Below are 20809 nucleotides of genomic sequence, written 5' to 3' on the forward strand. Positions count from 1 at the left end.
TATTTAAGGCAAGAAGATACAATCAAATTCAGGAATCAGAACTAAACGCAATAATAATTATATCTATTATTCCTGTTTTTTATTTCTATTCCATCCCTTCACTAGAAATCCGAAAATCACACCAGCTTTTAGCATGAGGCAGGAGACATAAAGTAACTTAGATCCAAGCTCTTAGACTTGTTTCCATCGATAATTACATTTACTCTATGCATGGTTCGTCATTTTGTTAGCACGCTTTAAGACACGGCTAATAGCGACTCGGTTTGACCATTATTAGACCGATATCAGCGCTTTAAATACGTAATAATAAATTATGAAACAGATATCAGAATTTACCGGCATTCCTCTGGCCCAAGAAGACGATATTGGCGCAATAACGCTCCCGTCATTTATACAAGAATTGGCACAGCGGTTTGAACAGCGCGAAGCTGTAACGTGGACTTCACCTGAGGGCATCCAGACCAGCTGGAGCTATTTAGACATCCTACAGAGGTCACAGCAAGTCGCAAAGGCACTCTTATCGAGAGGGGTAACGAAAGGCACTCGCATAGGAATTCTGATAAGTAACCGTCCCGAATGGTTATTTTGTTTATTCGGCGCCTCCATGGCTGGAGCCACCGTAGTTGCGTTAAATACCTTCTCAACTGTACCCGAACTAAAATATCAACTTAAAGTTGCGGATGTAGCCCATTTTTTCTTTGAAGCAGGTATCGCATCTCGAGACTTTAACAGTGATCTTAAACAAGTAAGCCCCACTCTCTTTGGTGAAACCGCAAACTTTCAACTAGATCCAGAGTTGCCTTTTCTACGATCAGCGATATGTGTTGATCCAATTAAAGCTTCACATGGCACCCAAAATTGGGAAGAGTTTCTTTCGACTGGCGATGGCTTTCCCGATGAGCTAGTAACTGCCGCCGCTAGTACGGCAGACCCTGTAGACGACTCTTTGATTTTCTTCTCCTCTGGTACAACAGCACTACCGAAAGCCATCCGGCAAACTCATAGAGCGGCAACTCTACAATGCTGGCGAACCGCTAAAATGTTTGAGTTTTCCGATACTGAACGAACCTGGAATGCCAACGGATATTTCTTTTCCGGAAATTTTGCTATGGCGTTCGGCACGCTATGTAGAGGTGGCTGCATCGTTATGCTTCGTTACTTTGATCCTGAAGCTGCAATCGAATTAATAGAAAAGCAGAACGTTACTAGCGTAATTGCCTGGCCGCACCAAGAAGCGAGGCTAAAAGACTGTAAATCTTGGGAGACTGCGGATTTTTCTAAATTACGTCGGGTCGTTGCTGGCAGCCCATTTCGAGATCACCCAAGCACCAATATTACATGGCCTGGTTTCAATGGCTATGGTATGACCGAGACCTTTACCTTTGTTACCGTCATTTCTGGTAAAGCTATGGAAAGAGAAGGTCAAGGTCCAGTTTTGCCGGGTAATATTGTTCGCATAGTAGATCCCGAAACAGGTGTCATTGTACCCATTGGCCAGTCAGGCGAAATTATTGTTAAGGGCCCTACACTCACGCCCGGCTACCTAAAATACGCTCCGGAAGATACGTTCGATCGTGAGGGCTTTATCCATACGGCAGATGCTGGTTATTTTACTGGAGATGGTTATCTATACTGGAGTGGTCGTTTGAGCGACATAATAAAAACTGGTGGTGCTAATGTTTCGCCCACTGAAATAGACAGCATTATTTGTCAGCATCCCTCTGTGCAAACTAGTCACACCGTTGGAATCCCGGATGATTCATTAGGAGAGTTGGTGGTCTCGTGTGTCGTTGCCAAAGAAGGACATAACATTCAAGACGATGAGGTACGGGCATTCTGCAAAAGCTATTTATCCGGTTACAAAATACCCAGGAAAGTTCTCTTTTTTGATGAGAGTGATCTGCCAAAAACCGGTAGTAATAAAATAAAAACCTCTGCACTTCGTGAACTCGCTGGTAATCGCTTACATCAGACGAGTTAGTTAACTTTCTACAAAGGGCATAACAACAAAGAGAATCAGTTATGAGTAAGACTACGTTAGATACCTCAGATCTAGATAACTATGTGGGCAAAAGACTGCGTGACGCAATAGCTTACGAGCCAGTGGGTGCCAATGACATCCGACGTTGGGCACAAGCAATGCACTACCCCAATAGACTCCACTATGATCGAAACTACTCAGCAGAAAGCCGTTTTAGCGGGCTAATTGCACCACAATCATTTGCTGTAGCGATGGACGATGGTCACGGTGCTGTACCGGCATGCTGCGGCAAGATACCAGACTCACATCTAATCTTTGGCGGCGATGAGTGGTGGTTTTACGGCCCGCATATAAAACCCGGAGATTTGATTCACAACGAACGCTATTCCGTCGATTATGTTGTGAAGGAAACTAGTTTCGCTGGGCCGACCTGTTTTCAACGCGGGGATAATGTTTACTACAACGACCAAGGCGATAAAATCGCGACACAGAGATCAACTGGTATTCGCTACAACCCCAATGTCGCTCGAGATATGCAATCACAATCAGCCGCTGATGAACACGAGCCAGAATGGACACAAAAACAACTCCTAGAACTTGAAGAGAAGAAATTTGAGTGGATAAAAACATTACACGATCTTGGCCACAATAAGCGTTTGCTAGCCAGCGTAAATGTCGGCGATAAACTACCAACACGGATATTTGGACCACATACCATTCCTAGCTTAACAACCGAATGGCGGGCATTTCCAACAAATTTATGGGGTGCGATGGAACGTCTAGAAGAAGTAGCCGATCTGGGCTGGGTCGACGAAATGGGCGGTTATGAACAGGACGGTCGCATGGAAAAAATAAACCCTGAACTAACCGACGGCGCTTATTACGGCCCGTCAAGAGGACATCTTTTCACGCAGTACGCCCAGCGCATAGGCATGCCACGTGGCTATGGCTACGGAGCATCCATGGGAGCTTACATTTTAGATTATTTAGCAGGCTGGGCTGGCGAATGGGGTTATGTCAGCTACTGTAACTCTCAATATCGAGGTCCAGTATTTATTGGTGATACTACCGTCCAAAATGCAGAGATTACCGAAATCAGTAAAGATGAACTAGGCCGAGAATCTATAAAGCTTAAAGTCTCTATGACCAATCAAAATGGCACTATTTTAGCTACAGCTAAAGCCGCCGTAATTCTGCCTAGCGAATAACGCGCCCTTCTATTCTGCGGAACACAGTAACAGACAGTAAAAATCCACCTGCATGGCAGGTGGCTTTGATTGGCACTCCATAAGGGTGCTTGTCCTAACCTGAAACATGCAGAAGCAGTTGGCGCACCTCCTCTTCTCTAGATTCTCGATCTTGGTGTCGTACATATCGTCTTATGACAACTTCATTAGCACCAACTGATCAACAAAGTAGCCACGCCGCCAGAAATGGTTACCCCACAGTTTCTTCTTTCTAAGATAGGGAAATTTATTAAATAGCCTAATTGCTGTTTTACCTTTAATATTCCCAATAATTGTGAAACACTCAGCCTTGGCGGTGTTCTCACCACCAGATGGACGTGATCGACTTGGATATTAAATTCAACAACCGTACATTTCATTATGCTACAGAATATGTAGATGCTACGATAAAGCTGCTTTCCGATCTTGCCCTCCAGTATCTTGTACCTATACTTCGGCGTCCAAACGATGTGATACTGACATCGATAGAATACGTGTGATGCGGATTCATATCGGCTCATGCTATTTACCCCTTTTCATTTGCTGATAACAGACGAGGGAGTATCTAGCATGGGCACTTTACAGGCATAGCCCCGAGTAATCGTTCACCACCTCCATAGAAAGTGGTTTTAGGCTGATAATAAAAAGCCCCTCAGCGAGCACTGCTGTCCCACAGTAAGCGGTAACTAAGAAAGCCTGAATCTCTGTTGTTACAATGGATCTGTGAAGAAACTATTGAACAGCAAGAGATTCAGGCTTTGACACATCATAACACTGCTTTCCAGCAACTGCTCAAACCGCTGCCGAGACATGATTTTGAGTCTCTGGCAAGAGCACACCATTACGGGCAAAAATTACGTTCTGCGTCTCGCTGGGATCAATTTATTGGCATGGCGATGTCTCAGCTTTCTGGCCGGCAGAGTCTTCGAGATATTCAATCCAACCTGGAAGCTCAGCGGCAAAAGCTTTATCACTTGGGCAGTAAGCCTATTGCCCACTCAACGCTAGCAAGACTCAACGAAAGACAACCCGCTGAGCTGTAGAATCACTTTTCTACAAGCTATTGGGTCAGTGCTCAGCTCAACCCGGCAAGCACAAATTTCGCTTCAAAAATCCACTCTATTCATTGGATGCCATTGCCTTGGATTTGTCGATAAAGCTGTTTCCCTGGGCCGCCCACCGGGACGACACAGCGAATGTGAAGCTGAGTGTTGGCTTGAATCGCGCCACGGATATTCCCGAGTTTGTTGCACTCAGTGACGGCAATGAGAATGACATGGTAGAGGGAAGAAAATTTAGCTTCCTAAAGGCAGTATCGTCGCTTTTGATAAGGGATATGTCGACTACGAGTGGTTTGGGAGCCTTACAAAACAAGGGATTAGCGTTGTTGCCCGACTTCGCGCCAAGGCGGTTTACCGGGTGCTGGAAAGCAAGCCTGTAGACAAGCAAACCGGTGTCACAAGCGACCAAATCATTGAGTTGAGCAGTGCACATGCGATCAAGCGTGGCGCCCCCAAGCTTCGACGGGTAGGCTTTTACGACGCAGAGACGAGGCGTCTATACGAGTTTTTGACCAACAATTTTCGTTTATCAGCAGCCACCATCGCTGCCATATACAAGGATCGTTGGAAGGTAGAGTTTTTCTTCAAAGCTATTAAACAAAACCTGAAAATCAAAGCGTTTGTAGGGACCTCAAAAAATGGTGTGCTCACCCAGGTGTGGATTGCCTTGATGGTCTATATGCTAGTGGCGTTTGCCCGCCACAGCGCTAAAGCGGGCTGGACAGTTCAACGGATGCTCAGAGTATTACAACTCAATCTCTTTGAGCGAAAGATATTGCCGGAAATTTTCAAACCAAGCCCTTCCCCAAAGCAAAAAGACCAGCCTCAAATGAGGCTGGTCTTTTGAGTCCCAAACTGTGGGACAGCAGTGCTCAGCGAGGGGCTTTTTTATTGTTGTTAAAGTAAAAAATTAAGCGCTAACGCTATCAACAGATTCCGAGTTTACGGACCCTTGAAATTTAACCATGCCTTCGGGATAGCGCACGTCGCCGAACATAAAAGAACCATTCATCACAATTGGGCCGGTTCTTTCACGAACAAGCAGCTTGTGTCGCCAAGGAGAATTTGGATCATCAAGCAACTCTATACCTAATTCCTGACCAACTGCTTTCAGCCTAGGTTCTTGATCTTCAATATGGTCTACACCGTAGACTACACCTAGAATGCCCTCTCCTAGGAACTGTAATCCCAAATTGAGTTGCACATTATATTCGGTCTCTTCGCCAAAGGGCGCTATAACTTCTAGCCCAGCCTCCCAACTTAGATATAGAACTACGCCCAAATCGGATCGGTCACAACGTTCTAACTTAACCCCGGATAGCTGCTCGATTTTTGCGACATTTGCTTCTAAATTTTCTGGTCTAGATAGCCACACTACGTGATCGACATGATTGACAAATTTCTTCAACTTTGAATGCGGTAAATGGGAGTCATGAGGATTTTTGGCATCAACAAAATTGATTGTACCTGGCTTGTAATCAATATCGCCAAGAATAAACCAGCTATTCATTACCTCCCCCGCCAATCGCTCCTGAAGCTTTAAGTCCTGGTGCCAGGGTGAATCTACGTGATCGTCCATTAACGGGCCTACCGCAACACCTTCACTAGCAAGACGCTTGGCATGACCATCAAGACTATTTACACCAAAGACCACACCCATTAGCCCTTCGCCACGTTTGGCAAGCTGAGCTCTGAGCATCTCATTAAATTCAGTGGGATGCTCCATTGGACAAACGAGTTCAATACCCGCAGCCCAAGAAATGTACATAATAAACCCCATGTCTTCTCGCTCGAAGCGAACGAGCTTTGTGTTTGCCATGACTTCTAGCATCTCGACATTCGCACTGAGATTTTCAGGGGAGGATAGCCATACCGCATGATCAATATGATCGACTATTTTTTCCATTAAACCGTCCTCATATAATTACTTAATCAAAATACTGATATTAAAGAGATCCATTTCCAAACCGATACTGGACCCGCGCGCCATACATACGTGGTTGTCCTGGTAATCCGGTTTCATTTTCGAGTGTTGAATAGTTTCCGGTGGCATAGGTGTAGTACTTTTCCTCTAACGCATTATTAACAAATAGAGACAGATCAACGGGGCTTCCCAATACGGAGTTCCAATTTAAATTAAAATTGACGACTTCGTAATCTGGTAATACACCCAGCGGAGAATAGGTAGTTGATGCAGCAACGCGAATCTCACCGGTATAAACGTACGTAATACCAAATACTAAATCACCGTATTCCGATGAAAAGGGAAACCGGTAGTTGGCAGAGAGAACGGCACTGTGTTCTGGGGCAAAAGGCAGTTCATCGCCTACCTCTGCGGAGAGAGTAGAAGGCGTAGCACCGGAAGCAGCAATAACGTCGTTAACATCCTGAATCTCCTTAACCTCTGAATTCAAATAGGTGTAAGCTGCTGAGAGAGAGAAACCTTGGAACAGATTTAGACTTGTATCTAACTCCAACCCCCAGATTTGAGATTTACCGGCATTAACGATCGCGGTCGAACCTACGTTGCCATATTCTTGTGACAATAACAGACCATTTTGCAGTTGCTGGTCTCTAAAATCATTATAGAATAGAGCGGTATTGAAATATCCTGATATGCTTTCGTTAAAGGTTAACTTAGTTCCGATTTCAAAAGTATCAACCTTTTCAGGATCGTGAACCAATAAACCTGGTTGGCTGGAGACATTGACACTCCCTTGCCGATACCCGCGGGAGTATTTAGCATAGAGTAAAGCATCGGAGGTGGGTTTGTAATCTACTCCGATCACCCAAGTTGGAGCTTCGCTTTTTTGTGTTTCATCCTTTCTAGGTGAAATAAACGTATCTTCAGGTGCAAAGTAACCACCGTTTAGAGGATCGTAAGGGAAATATACTACAGTACGATCTTGCCTGCCTTTGGTTTCATCAACAGTGTAACGTAAGCCTAAAGTAGAACTAAGTTTTTCACTAAAATCGTAAGTTGCTTGGGCATAGATCGCCTGGTTAGTATATTCAAGTCGATCTTCTGTAAGCGAGATACTACCGACGCGTACAGGAGTTCCTAGGTATGCTTCTTCGTTTCCATAGGCCGCAAATGGCAAAGCGCCATTAACAATTAGACCCAACACTGTCGCACCAGCTAAGACATCATTACAACGCCAATCCGAAATATTTCCAGACTCTACACTTTTAAAATCACACGCTATTAATGACGGAGAAGACTGACCAACATTATTATTCTGTTTGGTACTTTCATAATAGAGACCTCCCTGCCAAATTAAATGTCCGTCAAATGCCATACCCTGAAGTTGAATTTCCTCAACATATGTCGCATTGTCAGTAATATCTACACCGTCACCACGCGCACCTGAATTTGCAAATACAAAAGCGACGTCGTTTTCGGGGGCGAGGTAAGGCTGAAATCTATAATCTGTCCCCCAAATAGATGAATTGTTTATAGTATTAAGCTCCGCATAAGCAGCAATATTTTTCAAAGTTACATTGGTATTAATTTCCCACGTAGTGGTATTTATAACACGCCACTCTGATATTTCACTTTTTGGATTAGGTACACTTACTGCCGTATCCCAAAAGTCGTCATTACCGGCCGCGGCCTGCCTATCCAACTGCGCTTGACATAAATCACCAATAAAGCCTCCGAACAAGCCCCCACCATTAGCCGACGTATTACAATGTGTTACCGTTGGGATCGTGCCATTGTTATCAGATTCAGTGGCTGTAGCTATGGTGTAATTTTCAACTTTTTCAGATATACCCCAAAGTACGCTCAATCGTCCTGATGTGTAATCAACATTTCCAAAGTCATCTGGTCCAACATCACCCACATTATTTAAATATCCGTCACGCTGTTTACTATCGACGCCAGCTCTAATAGCAAGTGAATCGTTGATAGGAAAATTAAATACACCTTGAATTTGCTGTAAATCGAAATTACCACCCGTCGCTTCGACATAGCCAGAGAACTCCTGTGATGGCTTTTTAGGCGTTAATACCACGGCCCCACCAGTGGTATTTCGACCGAAGAGGGTGCCTTGAGGACCTTTCAATACCTGAATATTTTCAAGATCGAAAAGCATCCCGGGACCAGCACCATCACCCGAAACTTGCGAATTTGAACCGCGTGGAGAAACAACATCGGCAAAATATACACCAACCGAAGCGGTAGTGCGTAACTCCTGCGTGAATCCTCTAATTGCAAACGATGTTAGATCATCGCCAAATCGGCGGTTTGCTGTTAAAGAAGGAGTATAAAGTGCGATATCCGCGGCATTGGTTAAATTTGCATTTTTTATCTGTGTTTCGGAAAGCACAGACATAGAAATAGGTACATCTTGTAATCTTTCTTCGCGTCGTCTAGCGGTAACGACAATCTCTTCCAAGGTAAAATCGTCCCGCGATGATTGTGCAAAGACGCTCGAACTCGAGAACATTGACAATAGTCCTGGTGCGGTAGCGAGAAACAGCGCGAATTGCTTCTTCATGATAACAATCTCCAAAATTATTATTATTATGCCTCGGAGTTTTTAGTGTTTATGCGAATAAAATACCTACTACATTAAAGTATTAAATAACAGTCGCTAAACCTTGGCATACAGTTGCTAACATCTGTCATTTCAAATTTATGTGTGATTTTCATTTAATCACATTTTTACAAAGGTAGTTCGAGTGTTATTTAAAGTGGGGCATTACCTCCTTGGCAAATAAACGAAGCTCCTTAATTTGTTGTTCTGGATTAGGAACGCCGGTCGGCGTGAGAAAAAGATACTCTGGGTTTATAGCTGTCTGAATATGCTGAAGCTCTGCAATGCAATCATCGGGCGTTCCAACCACCGCACGATGCGGCGCGAAATCATCAAGCGAAATAGCCTTGCCACCCAACATTACGTTTTTGGATTCTTCATCGCGATCGGGATTTGCCCCCAAATTAGCATAGCTTTGCCAGACGCGAACCACATTCGGCAAGAAATTTGGGTCTATCTGCTCTTTTTTATTAACCACGTGCACATCACGCATAAGACAAACTGTTGAGGGACGCTCATGCTCATCTGCTGTAGCCTTGTATTTATCAATCTTGGCTTGCAGCTCTAAAATATGTTCGGCGAAGCTTACAATCCAGCCATCGGCAAACTTTCCAGCTCTCAACATCGCAGGTTCACTTACAGCACCAATCCAAATCGGCGGAACAAAGTTGTTCAACGGCGATGGAGCCAAGGCACAATTTTCAATATCGAAGTGATCACTGTGGTAGGAAAATCGATTTCCGGTTAGAGCTTTTTGAAGAACTTGTAAACACTCTTCCATTCGGCGAGCACGAGTTTTAAACTTCCAGCCAACCTGTTCGAATTCTTCAGGTTTGTAGCCGATTCCCGCGCCGAGAATAAAGCGATTATTGGACATCTCATTGAGCGTCAAGATCTGCTCGGCAACCTCAATAGGATGATACGCCGGAAGTATCATGATATTCGTACAAAATTTAATTCGACTTGTACGCGCTGCCAATCCTGCAAGCATAACCATCGGTGCCGATGGCTCACTCGCAAATTCTCCACCGAATGCTGTTGTGTCTGAAAATCGGTGATGTCCACACCAACCCAAGTCATAGCCCAAATCTTCCATCTCTTCAATATAGCGGTACAACTTATTGAAAGGCTGAGATGAATTTCTATCGACCAGATGGCGAGACACCATTACACCAAATTTCATACCGACACCGCGCCCAATAATTTGTGATCTATGTTGACATGTAGTAGATGACAGATTGATCGATTACTATTCTTACAGGAGGATAAGGAACTAAAATTATTCATTGATACTACCATATTATTTTTATTCTTAGATTTTTGTCTAAATAGTATTAAGAAACCCGCACACCAAGATCATGACCGGCTTGTTTAGCTATTTAGCATCAAACTTTATTGGAAGATGTAGAGGCCCCCAAACTCCGGGAAATAATCGCCAGACTAAATCACCATTTCTAGTAGGATTTTGTAGGCGTTGGGCCATTAAATTAATACCTTCTGCCATTTGCAATCGAGCCAGGAACTGCCCCAAACACAAATGCATACCTCGTCCGAATACGGTGTGTCGTTTTGCATTTTCTCGTTCTGGATTAAATTCACTGGGATCATCAAATGGACCGCTATAGCGACAAACAATACCCAAAGGAAAAATAAGCATGGTATCTTTTGGAATCGTGACCCCACGATAGATAAATTCTGTATCCACATTACGATAACTAGTCGCTACGCCAGAGTGGCGTAGAGTTTCATCAACAACACGATCACAGAAATCACGATCTTCAGCACAACGCTGCCACATCTCGGGTCTGTCCAGCATAAAGTTCATTATGTGACCCAATTGATTCTTCGATGTATCGTAACCACCAGCGAACATAAAAAGAACTAAATCAAGCACCTCATTGCGGGACAATACACCTTCTGTTTCAGCTGAAACTAGCGTATCGAGAATATCGTTCTTAGGCTCACTATTTCCAGCTTTGAATCTGGACTCTATTAAAGAATCGGCAAAATCCCATAGTCCATTAAAAGCAGAATTGATTTCCGGAAAGAGATCTTTATTTAGGCAGAAACTTTGCCCAAGCATTTCCAACCAGTATTTTACGTCTTCGATCCTATCTCTAGGTATTCCCAAAAGACCAAACATAACCGCGACCGGGAAGCGAGATGCAAACTCTTCAAAATCGAATTCACCCTTAGGTGCCCATTCGTCCAACAATTGCCCGATAACTAACTGGATTCTTTGCTTATATTGCATGACCGCAGCGGGTCGAAAAGCCTGAGCCACCGCTTTACGAATCCGATCATGAATATCACCATCACGGGCAATCAAGCACTCATGTTGAAATCTAGCCCAATTGGTGCCCTCTCCTCCCATGATTTCTACGATATGGCTGGCCGGTGTTTTTAGCTTTTCATCCAACCTAAGCACTTCGTCGACAGCATCTCTCTCAGTCAATACTAATCCGAAAGTGCTATTTGCTAACCACGGGTGATGCTTTCTAGCCTCCACCATATATGGATCTGGATTATCGGCAAAGATTTGTTCACCAATGGGTAAATCAAGCAGATGGAGGTCAGTTGGCCGTTGCATATTAGTTCTCTAAAGTTTTAACTACGGCTATACAACCGCACCACCATTTACACCCAACAACTGTGCCGTAATATAACCGGCGTCTTCAGACGCTAGAAAGGCACAAGCTGCGGCGATTTCTTCGGGCTTCCCCATTCGAGGGATTGGGTAAGCCCCGTAAATAATCTCGGGCGCAACAGGAAACTTACCTTCTTCAATAGCTCGCCTAGCCATAGGCGTATCGATAAAACCCGGAGAAACGGTATTGACTGTGATGCCTTTACTTCCCAATTCCGCAGCAAGACAGCGCGTTAGGGAAAACATACCACCCTTACTAGCGTAATAATGGCCCATACTAGGAGTACTCATTTGGGCACCAAAAGCGCCAATATTTATAATCCGCCCCCATGCACTATTTACCATGTCCGGTAACACCGCCTGCGTAACGAGGTAAACACCCTTTAAATTCACATCCATTATTTTATCCCAGCTCGCTTCAGTGATTGATTCGAACGGACAAAACTCTTCAACGGCGGCGTTATTCACCAAAACGGTGATACCACCCAATTCCTTCCGAAGCGCATTTACGGCAGTAATAACAGACTTTTGATTAGAGACATCAGCCTCTAGCGCAATGGCTTTGCCACCCTTCTTTACAATTTCAGCCTCAACAGATTTAGCTGCAGAGTAGTTGATGTCTAGTACCCCGACCGCAATACCCTCTCGAGCGAACCTTTCGGCTGTTGATGCCCCCATTCCAGAGCCAGCACCAGTTACTAACGCTACTTTCTGATTCATTGTCTAATCACACACATCCGCTAAATAATTTTGTCGTAATTGATCGAAGTTATGGTCAAAGCATGGTACTGCCACCGTCCGCACCGATCGTCTGCCCAGTAATGTAAACCGACTCATCACACCCCAAGAATATTGCTAGCGGTGCTATGTCCTCTGGCTGACCGAAGTACCCCAACGATACTTTCTGCAGTTCCTGGTCATAACTACCACTCTCTTCCAGATACCAAATCGCCTTAGGCGAAAGAGCAGATGGAAGAATGGTGTTCACGCGAATTTTGTGTTTACCCCATTCTCTAGCGGCAGTTTTGGTCAACGCTCGAATCGCCTCTTTACTAGCGGCATAGGCGAGAAAACCAGGTTCGCAACGAATACCGTAACTTGATCCAAAATTAATTACTGAACCACCACCAACTTTACACATGTGCGGAAATGCTTGCTGCATAAATTGAAGCGAGCCAATAAAACCGGTCTCCAGATCAACACGTACATTTTGAGACATATCGGGTGATTCTAGCGGTAGATAATCAGTAAATGTGTGTGCATTGTTAACAACAACATCTATACGCCCCCAGGTATCTATAGTCTTTTGAACAGCAGCTTTAGTATGTTCTTCGTTACCTGAGTGGGCCACTAAGGCCAACGCTTCACCGTCGCTTTCTTTGATTTCTACAGCTACTTTTTCCAGCTTCTCCAATGTCCGACCGGTCAAAACAACCTTTGCGCCTTCAGCGGCATAAGCCTTGGCAATAGCTTCCCCGATACCTTGGCCAGCACCAGTTATAATAGCCACTCTATCAAGAAGTCTTTTGGAGGAAGACATACGATTTCTCCGATAATTTTAATTATTGTCTAAACAGTGGAAGGTACTATTTGATAAATAATTCTGTTTGAGGAATATTCATGCCAGCAACATTTGATCGGCCTTTAAACAGAACTGATTGCCTCTCTGTGGGTATTTCACCCTCCTTGAGGCTATCACCACCATCTCTAGGAACGCTATTTATATAAATATCTTTCATATCCTGGCCGCCGAAACGAATTTGCGTAATAGCACTGGCCGGAGTTTCGATGGATGCTAACAAATCACCTTTCGGGCTCACTTGCAGAAGTTCACTAGAACGATATCCGGTTATCCATACATTTCCATCACAATCCAAAGCCATGCCATCGGCATCCAATTTTTCAATGAGCACCCTTCTATCGATAACTGCCAAATCATCGTTTAAATCAAATACCCATGAGCAGCTAAATGTATCGTTACAATAGAGTTTGTTTTTGGTTGGGTCATACATCAGCCCGTTAGCAAAGCCAATGTCATCGGCGATCAGTTTGACTGAATTATCTGTAGACAAATGAAATATTTTTGTTGGTCGTGGAGCAGCGCTGGCAATAACGCTTTCAATATCGCAAGTTCCAAAAAACATTCCACCACGATAATCAGGCGCCATTTCATTTACACCCGGTATCGGCTCACCGGAAACTTCATTTATTAACCAGCCAGAGGAGCCAACATGAGGATTCAGCCATTTAATACCATACTGTCCTGAGGAAAATACCACGCCGTTCTTATTTAATAGAATACCGCCAGTCCATTGGCGATCCGCGTCATAGCTTTTAATTTCACCGCTGCTATTTAAACTATGGATGCCACCACCGATAACATCACTAAACCAAACCAAGTTGGAAACCCTGTCTACAGCCAAACCTTCTAAGTAGATACCATTTGCAATATTTTTTATATTTTCGAGCATCGGCTTATGCATAAACTCTCCAGAATCCAATTGCTGTTATCTGCTACAACAACCGCCCAGCTATTGAATCAATTTTTATTACAGTCAAATACGCGACTATAGCTAGTGAATTCGGGTGATATTCTACAAACATCAGCGTTAGAAATTGTAAATACGAATAAGTGGGCTCATAACAATATCATAACTTTAATCTAGCTCCCGACACGTGTTCGTCAGGATGTCAGCAGAGAGCAATATTGTCAAGACAATAGCCGTTCGAAAACAGTAAAAAGCAAAGATAATAAACTTAGATTAAAACTACGAAGAATAAGAACATGTGCGCTTATTTGAAATTAACAGTGATACTAAAGGTATGAACTTAATGAGATCACAATGATATGGGAACTACAGAAGGAATAAAGCGGGATAGATAGAATGAAGGACCCGAGCCTTTTGACACAGGCCTCTCATTAGATGTAGAACTTTAAATACCGATATGGGAATGAATCTGCTAGATAGGGTTACAATTTTTCCCAGAAGTTTTCAAGAGTCTTTCTAATAGCAGCATGACCGAGCTTGACGCCAAGAGAAGCCTCTCTATTCAACGCCAACGCCATACTTGTACCGATAAAAGCCAATACCTCGGCGGGTAAATTTTGGTCAAAAACGTCACTTTTAGCCATGGCCTTCTTTAGGGCTTTCACCTGTAACTTACGCGATTCCTCGATATATTCGATTACAGCCTCCCGTACTCCTTCATTTCGGTTGGCGATGGCCATGAACTCGGATACTAGTCTCGCGTCACTAGTGTTTGTGCATATTTTCCAAATTTCTGGAAGAGGCTGATCTGAAGAAATCGCATCTTTTAGTCGGGCTAGCTCACGTACAGATAATCGTTTAAAAGACTCTAATACTAAATCATCCATGGTACGGAAATAGTAATACAGTAGCCGTTGTTTAACGCCCAAATAATCTGCTATTCTTCTCGATGTTAATGCTGCATAGCCCTCTTCTTTTAGAATTTCCTCGGTTGCATCAAGCATTGATTCCGCCATTTCAGAATCAATTGATCCCATTCTTCGCGTGGAAGAAGACATATTATCTCCTAGATATTTTAGATTTTTGTGCCGACATGTGCCCGCTCCTTAGTTAGCGGCAATATTGAGATCTCACAACACATCTTCGAGCGCCTTATACCACCTGATATACCTATCTATATTAGTTGGCAGCAAGCATAGAATTTTACCCTCCAAAGTGTCAAGCAAAACCCTACAAAAAGCATGCCATAGAAAAATTCCTGAACTATTTATGTATACCAAATGCTTTATTAGAAGTGTTTTATAGTTTACCACCCCTACTATCATGGTGACGAATTTTTATGATCTAACCAATTTACTGCACTTCACTAACAGCGACAGCCTTGAATAGCGTAAATTCATCTCTAGAAAGGAACTTATTTTCGGATATCATTAATAGAAGCATCGGCCGATGAGCCAGATAAAAACCAGAAGTTTAATGAGGTGAACTATCAACTGGCTATAGTGCGTGAGCACTTCCTATAAATACCACAAACGCGTAAATTTGTAGTTATTTAGACATACCCCAAGCGGACTTTGACTTTTCGTCAGCTTGGCCATGTCGAGCAAACATTTTTGCCAAATCACCGGAAGTAACCCTTCGAGCCACCTCATCCATTGCTAATGGTCTCTCACCCCCTAAAGATTTTGGAGTGGTGTCTACACCATCATGTATTGCTCTGGCTCTCAGTGCGCCGACTGTCAATTGCTCTTTAGCGGTGTTTTTAAATGGATCAAAACGAAACCAATTCATAGCATTAAAGTGTGTAACCTTATCGATTTGTAACTCAGACAGATGCTTTAACTGCTCCCATAGATGCTCTGGACACTCTGGCCACAAAGTATCCGAATGGGGATAATCACACTCGTACGCCACTAGATCTTCGTTGAGTTCGTTGAGGTTCTTCAAACCGTAAGCATCGTCTATAAAGCAGACCATAAAGTGTTTTTTGAATCTTTCGCTAGGCGTAAGCCCATCGAAGTGGTTATGTGTCCAAAATTTATGACGAGAATGAGAGAAGTCTGCTCGCTCTAGGAAATATGGAATCCATCCAATACTCGCTTCAGACAGTGCAATTTTTAAATTGAACTCACTCAAAGCCGACAAATGTAACCAATCCGCAGCGCCAACAGCACTCGATAGCGGCATTGTGGTTATCCATGCTTCGATAGGTGTTTCCATAGAAGCATGAGGAACAGGGTTACCAGCTCCAATATGTAAACACATGGTGATGTCAGCTTCGGCTATGGCCTGCCACATTGGCTGCCAGTATTCATTGTGAATACTGGGTAGCCCTTGCTTAGTTGGATTTTCATTTAGCGATACTGATGAACATCCCTTAGAGGCAATGCGTTTAATCTCTGCAACGGTAGCTTGCATATCCCAAGTAGGTAAAAGCGCACATGGAATAAATCGATCGGGATATGCCGCGCACCATTCATCAATATGCCAATCGTTATACGCCCTTAGATGTTTAAGTGCGAGATTCTTATCTGGCGCCTGGTGAAACTTTCCTCCATCAAAGCCAACACAAGTACCAAAATTTAATGAAGCAGCAACGCCATTAGCATTCATATCGCCAATTCTAGCATGGACGTTATAAACACCTTCACGCATCTCTTCTAACGAGTTGGGTTCCATGCCATACTCTTCAAGTGGCCGCCCTACCACCGCATTGAGGCCCACAGATGGCATATACATACCCTGGTAGGTCCAAAAACTTTTGCCATTTTCATCCGTACCAAATTTAGGCGCTGACTCCAAATCGTTACCAGTTAAGTGTTTGTCAAACATATCCGGTGGTTCAGTAATATGATCATCGACACTGATGATCACCATATCGTTCATGTTCATATACCCATCCTTATTCTTATAATTTAAAATAAAATCTAACTGGCCATATATCTGTAGATATGCCTACCAACATAAATTTAAACTATCGACACCAATAACGTGCCCACAATGATATATCGTTGGCTTATCAGGATTTAACCAAAAATCACCAATTCGCTTAAACCACTCCTCATAAAGTATCTCGAGTTCCACTCTAGCCAAATGAGACCCCAAACAACGATGAGGACCAGCATTGAAAGCGATATGCACTTTCTTATCACGATCCAGCTGATATTTATCGGCATCTTTGAATTCTTCCGGATCAAGATTTGCCGCCGGTAAAAACAGCATAGCCTTATCGCCAGCCTTCATATTTACGCCGTGAAAGATTACATCCCTTGCGACACGTCGCGGAGGGACAGTAAATGTATATCGACGCAGCATCTCCTCCGTTGCTTCATGAATTAATGCGGGGTTCTCACGTAAACGATGCTGTAATTCAGGGTTCTCGGCCAAATGGCGCATACCATGGCCCATTCCCTGCATGACAGTATCTAGCCCTGCGACAAAGAGTAGAACCCCATAATTTTCAATATCGTCAAGTGTTGTAGGGCGCCCGTCTATTTCTACAGACCACAATAGGCTAATAATGTCGTCTTTTGGCCTAGCCTTTCTTGCCAGAATAGTTTCCCTCATTGCCGCAGCTACATTCTGCATGGTAAGTAATTGCGACATTTCATCGGTATGGGACAGATGATCTCGCACCAACTTTCTGTATTCATCCTGTTTATCTAATGGCAAGCCGAGCATTCTTAAAAACACCTGAACAGGTAAAGGCTCAGCTATCGATGACATAAATTCGCATCCACCTTTAGCTGCAACTTTATCAATCAATTCACCCGCTAGTTCACGAATGCTCGTTGACAGGTCTTGAATAGACTTGGGCGAAAATACTTTTTGCAGCGGCTGTCGGTACTTAGCATGCTTAGGCGGATCGAGATTAATTGGATAGGAAAGAGGTATACGCTCCATGTCAGGTGGCAAACTGGCGATTATCTCCAAAAGCTGCTCATTTGGAATGATCTCACTAGAGAATGATTCTGTATCTCTAGCTGCTTCAAAGTTAGCCTTGTGCCCGGCCAGTATCCAGTGTCCACCATTATAAGGGGACCAAAATATCGGCGGAGCCTCCTTAATTAATTTCTCTACTTTTTTGTGAGGGTCCAGAACATATTCCGCATCATGAAACATATCAAAGTCATAAACCAACCCTGGAGGAACGTGTTCAGGAATTGGTGTTTTTGATGCTGTAGAATGCTCACTCATTTTCCACCTCATATTCTATTGCTTTAAATTTATACGCTATACAGTTTTGTGCACTAGTGTTCTTGGGAAGTTTGACTCCCTTCTGAAAGACCTCTAGATAACTCTACAGATATTTGTATCGAGGATTATTGTGTCGGTGGCTTAACTTTACTGCGCAACAAACTACATACAATAGCGCAACGATGCGCCTAATGTGCGTGACGATGCATAACTAGGGGGCACCTGACTTAGTGGTGGGAAAAGTCTAATTCACCAACTTGCATTCCTTGCCCTCCTCTTTTTTGGCCCACACAGCGACATCTGAACAGGACTGCATGAATGCACAAATTACAGACTGACCTCTGCTTATTTTTATATCATTGACGATACTGCCTACCCATAACCCAACTTCATATCCCAACTTTACCCATCAGCATAGCTAGTTTTATATGGCAGCCGGTCGAAAGTGTTATAGATTTTCCTGGGCGTCATCACCAAGTTCGTCACATTGTTAGCAAATGATATTTAAAACACAGCTCATAGGTCAAGACGATTAAGGAAGTAATTTATTCAATAGTTTCAAAAAGTGGTATAAGCACCTACTGTTTTATTAGTATTTATACTTACCCACCAGTATCGATAGCGTTAATGTATAGCCAATATCAATAGCCGATATATATGTCCCTCACAGACCTTCAGAGACAGCTGTTGAGTAGCTATGAAAGACCTTCTAATAGACATTGCCAGGCGTTCGTCATTATGTTAGCGTTTACTATAATCGCGAGTCATATTCGTTAGTCCTAATTTGGTTGTCCATGTTCACTCGCATTAAAGAAGCTAGGTAGACTAATTATCTAATCCATAACTATATCTACTATTATTCGATTTCTTATTGAATTTTACGTACTCTTATATCACCAACAAGAAGAATAAGGAGTTGTTAGTGCATACCCTTTCGGATGCAAATTTGCTTATCAATGGCACAGTACGCCCTTCATCCAATGGCAAAAGCTTTCCTAACGTAAGCCCGTGGAGCGGCGAACCTATAGGTATCGCAGCAGAGGCAACAGAATGCGATGTAGAAGAAGCTATTGCGGCCGCACGCAATGCCTTCGACCTAAGTGACTGGTCGTACAACCGCCCACTTCGCTTACAACTAATCACTAAGTTTATGGATTTATTGGTAGCCAACCGCGATAGTTTGGTTCAAATCGCTAGGCTCGAAGCTGGTTCAGCAATAGGAGCTGCTTGCTTCGCCCAAGTCGACGGGGCATTAAATGGCGGCAAGGAACTGTTGGAGTGTTTTAATAAAGTATGCTGGGAAGAAGATCGTGGCGTTAAAAGCGAATTTGGCTTCGATTCAGAACGGATCATTGTACACGAACCTCTCGGTGTGGTTGGGGCGATAACTCCCTGGAATGTACCGCTTTACGTAAACATCGGCAAAGTCATCGCCGCGCTTCTATCCGGTTGCACTGTCATTCTAAAGCCTGCACCAGATACGCCTAAAATGGCATCCATCATGGGGGAGCTCGCTGTAGAGGCAGGTTTACCAGCAGGCGTGTTTAACGTTCTTACCTCAAGTGACCCAGCTATGGTGGGTGAGCTGCTGGTGGCAGATCCGCGTGTAAATGTCATCTCCTTTACTGGCTCCACAACAGTCGGTAAACGAATTATGGAAGCTGGCGCTGCCACTTTGAAGCGCATTTTTCTGGAACTCGGAGGAAAGTCCGTTAATATTATACTTGACGATGCTCCCGATTTTACCATGGCAGTAATGCGCTCTATCGTAGTTTTCCATGCCGGACAAGGGTGTGCTATTCCAACACGGTTATTAGTCCCGAAATCCCGATACACCGAAGCCGTTGAAGCATTAAAAATGGCCTATGCTGGTTTTGCTGACAATTGGGGAAATATGGACTCGCCTGAGCAAATGATGGGCCCTGTTATCTCTCAAAAACAACATGATCGAGTTTTAAGCTATATTGAGCTCGGTAAACAAGAAGGAGCAACGTTGTTGGTAGGTGGTAAATCCCGACCGGATAAAGGCACCGGCTATTTTATCGAACCAACTTGTTTTGTCGATGTAGACAACAAGATGCGTATCGCCCAAGAAGAGATTTTTGGTCCCGTATTGGTAGTAATTCCGTTTGAAGACGATGAAGATGCTATCCGTTTAGCAAACGAGAGTAATTATGCGCTTGGGGGCGCGGTTACCGGCAGTAAAGAGCGAGCCATGAAAGTTGCCAAGCGAATTTCTGCAGGAGCTGTTAGCGTCAACGGCGGCATGAGCATTACTGGCGACCTTCCCTTTGGCGGCTTCAAGGGCAGTGGCATGGGGCGTGAATGGGGAGTTGAAGGTATACAAGAATTTTTGGATACCAAAGTGATCGCCAGCTCTGTCTAAATATTTCACCACTAGCTGCATCTAAATTATCGATGCAGCTAGTCAAAAGCTATCATCCAAGTTCTCTGCTAATATTTACATTAGCTTTGCCTAGAATCCGCCCACACCGTCCGTAAGAATGACACTGATAAAACCCTCTGTAGCAGTTTAAAACTGCGCACATCCCGCTGAATAGCAATCATCAAAAATACTTTTAAACCCACAAGATTTTTTTATTGCGCCTTTGTTCGTCATAGTGTTAGCATTTGAGGAAGCTGTAATCGGCAAGCAACAATTAAACT

Annotated in this window: 13 protein-coding genes and 2 pseudogenes; 4 read left to right on the top strand and 11 right to left on the bottom strand. The window is 43.7% G+C overall.

All coding sequences use genetic code 11. The features are described 5' to 3' along the window. Positions 1–313: 313 nt before the first annotated feature. Positions 314–1981, top strand: coding sequence for a class I adenylate-forming enzyme family protein (locus SBL51_RS04435; protein ID WP_317929482.1), 1668 nt, complete (start codon positions 314–316; stop codon positions 1979–1981). Positions 1982–2022: 41 nt separating this feature from the next. Further along, positions 2023–3189 (top strand): MaoC family dehydratase N-terminal domain-containing protein, encoded by a 1167-nt coding sequence (locus SBL51_RS04440; RefSeq protein ID WP_317929483.1) that lies wholly within the window; start codon positions 2023–2025, stop codon positions 3187–3189. Positions 3190–3283: 94 nt separating this feature from the next. Here SBL51_RS04440 and tnpA read toward each other — a convergent pair. Then, positions 3284–3728: pseudogene (tnpA, locus tag SBL51_RS04445) on the bottom strand (IS200/IS605 family transposase). Between the two features lie 237 nt (positions 3729–3965). On the opposite strand from tnpA, the pseudogene SBL51_RS04450 reads away from it, so the two are divergent. Beyond that, positions 3966–5115: pseudogene (locus tag SBL51_RS04450) on the top strand (IS4 family transposase). Between the two features lie 63 nt (positions 5116–5178). Here SBL51_RS04450 and SBL51_RS04455 read toward each other — a convergent pair. The 10 genes from SBL51_RS04455 to SBL51_RS04500 all read right to left on the bottom strand — a co-directional run bounded on the left by SBL51_RS04455 (position 5179) and on the right by SBL51_RS04500 (position 18142). After that, positions 5179–6174, bottom strand: coding sequence for a hypothetical protein (locus SBL51_RS04455; protein WP_317929484.1), 996 nt, complete (start codon positions 6172–6174; stop codon positions 5179–5181). A 40-nt stretch (positions 6175–6214) separates the two neighbouring features. Beyond that, positions 6215–8770: a TonB-dependent receptor gene (locus SBL51_RS04460; protein ID WP_317929485.1), complete on the bottom strand. Its 2556-nt coding sequence runs from the start codon at positions 8768–8770 to the stop codon at positions 6215–6217. A gap of 187 nt (positions 8771–8957) precedes the next feature. Beyond that, positions 8958–9992, bottom strand: coding sequence for an LLM class flavin-dependent oxidoreductase (locus tag SBL51_RS04465; protein ID WP_317929487.1), 1035 nt, complete (start codon positions 9990–9992; stop codon positions 8958–8960). Positions 9993–10184: 192 nt separating this feature from the next. Further along, positions 10185–11399 (bottom strand): cytochrome P450, encoded by a 1215-nt coding sequence (locus SBL51_RS04470; RefSeq protein WP_317929489.1) that lies wholly within the window; start codon positions 11397–11399, stop codon positions 10185–10187. 27 nt (positions 11400–11426) lie between these two features. Then, positions 11427–12176 (bottom strand): 3-oxoacyl-ACP reductase family protein, encoded by a 750-nt coding sequence (locus tag SBL51_RS04475; RefSeq protein WP_317929491.1) that lies wholly within the window; start codon positions 12174–12176, stop codon positions 11427–11429. Positions 12177–12231: 55 nt separating this feature from the next. Beyond that, a complete protein-coding gene (locus SBL51_RS04480; protein ID WP_317929492.1) occupies positions 12232–12996 on the bottom strand; it encodes an SDR family NAD(P)-dependent oxidoreductase in 765 nt (254 codons plus the stop codon). Between the two features lie 46 nt (positions 12997–13042). After that, positions 13043–13939, bottom strand: a complete 897-nt coding sequence (locus tag SBL51_RS04485) for an SMP-30/gluconolactonase/LRE family protein (protein ID WP_317929493.1) — start codon at positions 13937–13939, stop codon at positions 13043–13045. Positions 13940–14427: 488 nt separating this feature from the next. Beyond that, the gene (locus SBL51_RS04490) at positions 14428–15003 is read right to left on the bottom strand and encodes a helix-turn-helix domain-containing protein (protein ID WP_317929494.1); all 576 of its coding nucleotides are present in this window, start codon (positions 15001–15003) and stop codon (positions 14428–14430) included. Positions 15004–15493: 490 nt separating this feature from the next. Beyond that, entirely contained in the window at positions 15494–16837 is a 1344-nt protein-coding gene (locus SBL51_RS04495; RefSeq protein ID WP_317929495.1) for an amidohydrolase family protein, read from the bottom strand. A 63-nt stretch (positions 16838–16900) separates the two neighbouring features. Further along, positions 16901–18142: a cytochrome P450 gene (locus tag SBL51_RS04500; RefSeq protein ID WP_317929496.1), complete on the bottom strand. Its 1242-nt coding sequence runs from the start codon at positions 18140–18142 to the stop codon at positions 16901–16903. A 922-nt stretch (positions 18143–19064) separates the two neighbouring features. Here SBL51_RS04500 and SBL51_RS04505 point away from each other — a divergent pair. Next, positions 19065–20528 (top strand): aldehyde dehydrogenase family protein, encoded by a 1464-nt coding sequence (locus SBL51_RS04505; protein ID WP_317929497.1) that lies wholly within the window; start codon positions 19065–19067, stop codon positions 20526–20528. The last annotated feature ends 281 nt before the right edge of the window (positions 20529–20809 follow it).

The sequence above is a fragment of the Halioxenophilus sp. WMMB6 genome (assembly GCF_033283405.1).
Taxonomy (GTDB): Bacteria; Pseudomonadota; Gammaproteobacteria; order Pseudomonadales; family Cellvibrionaceae; genus Halioxenophilus.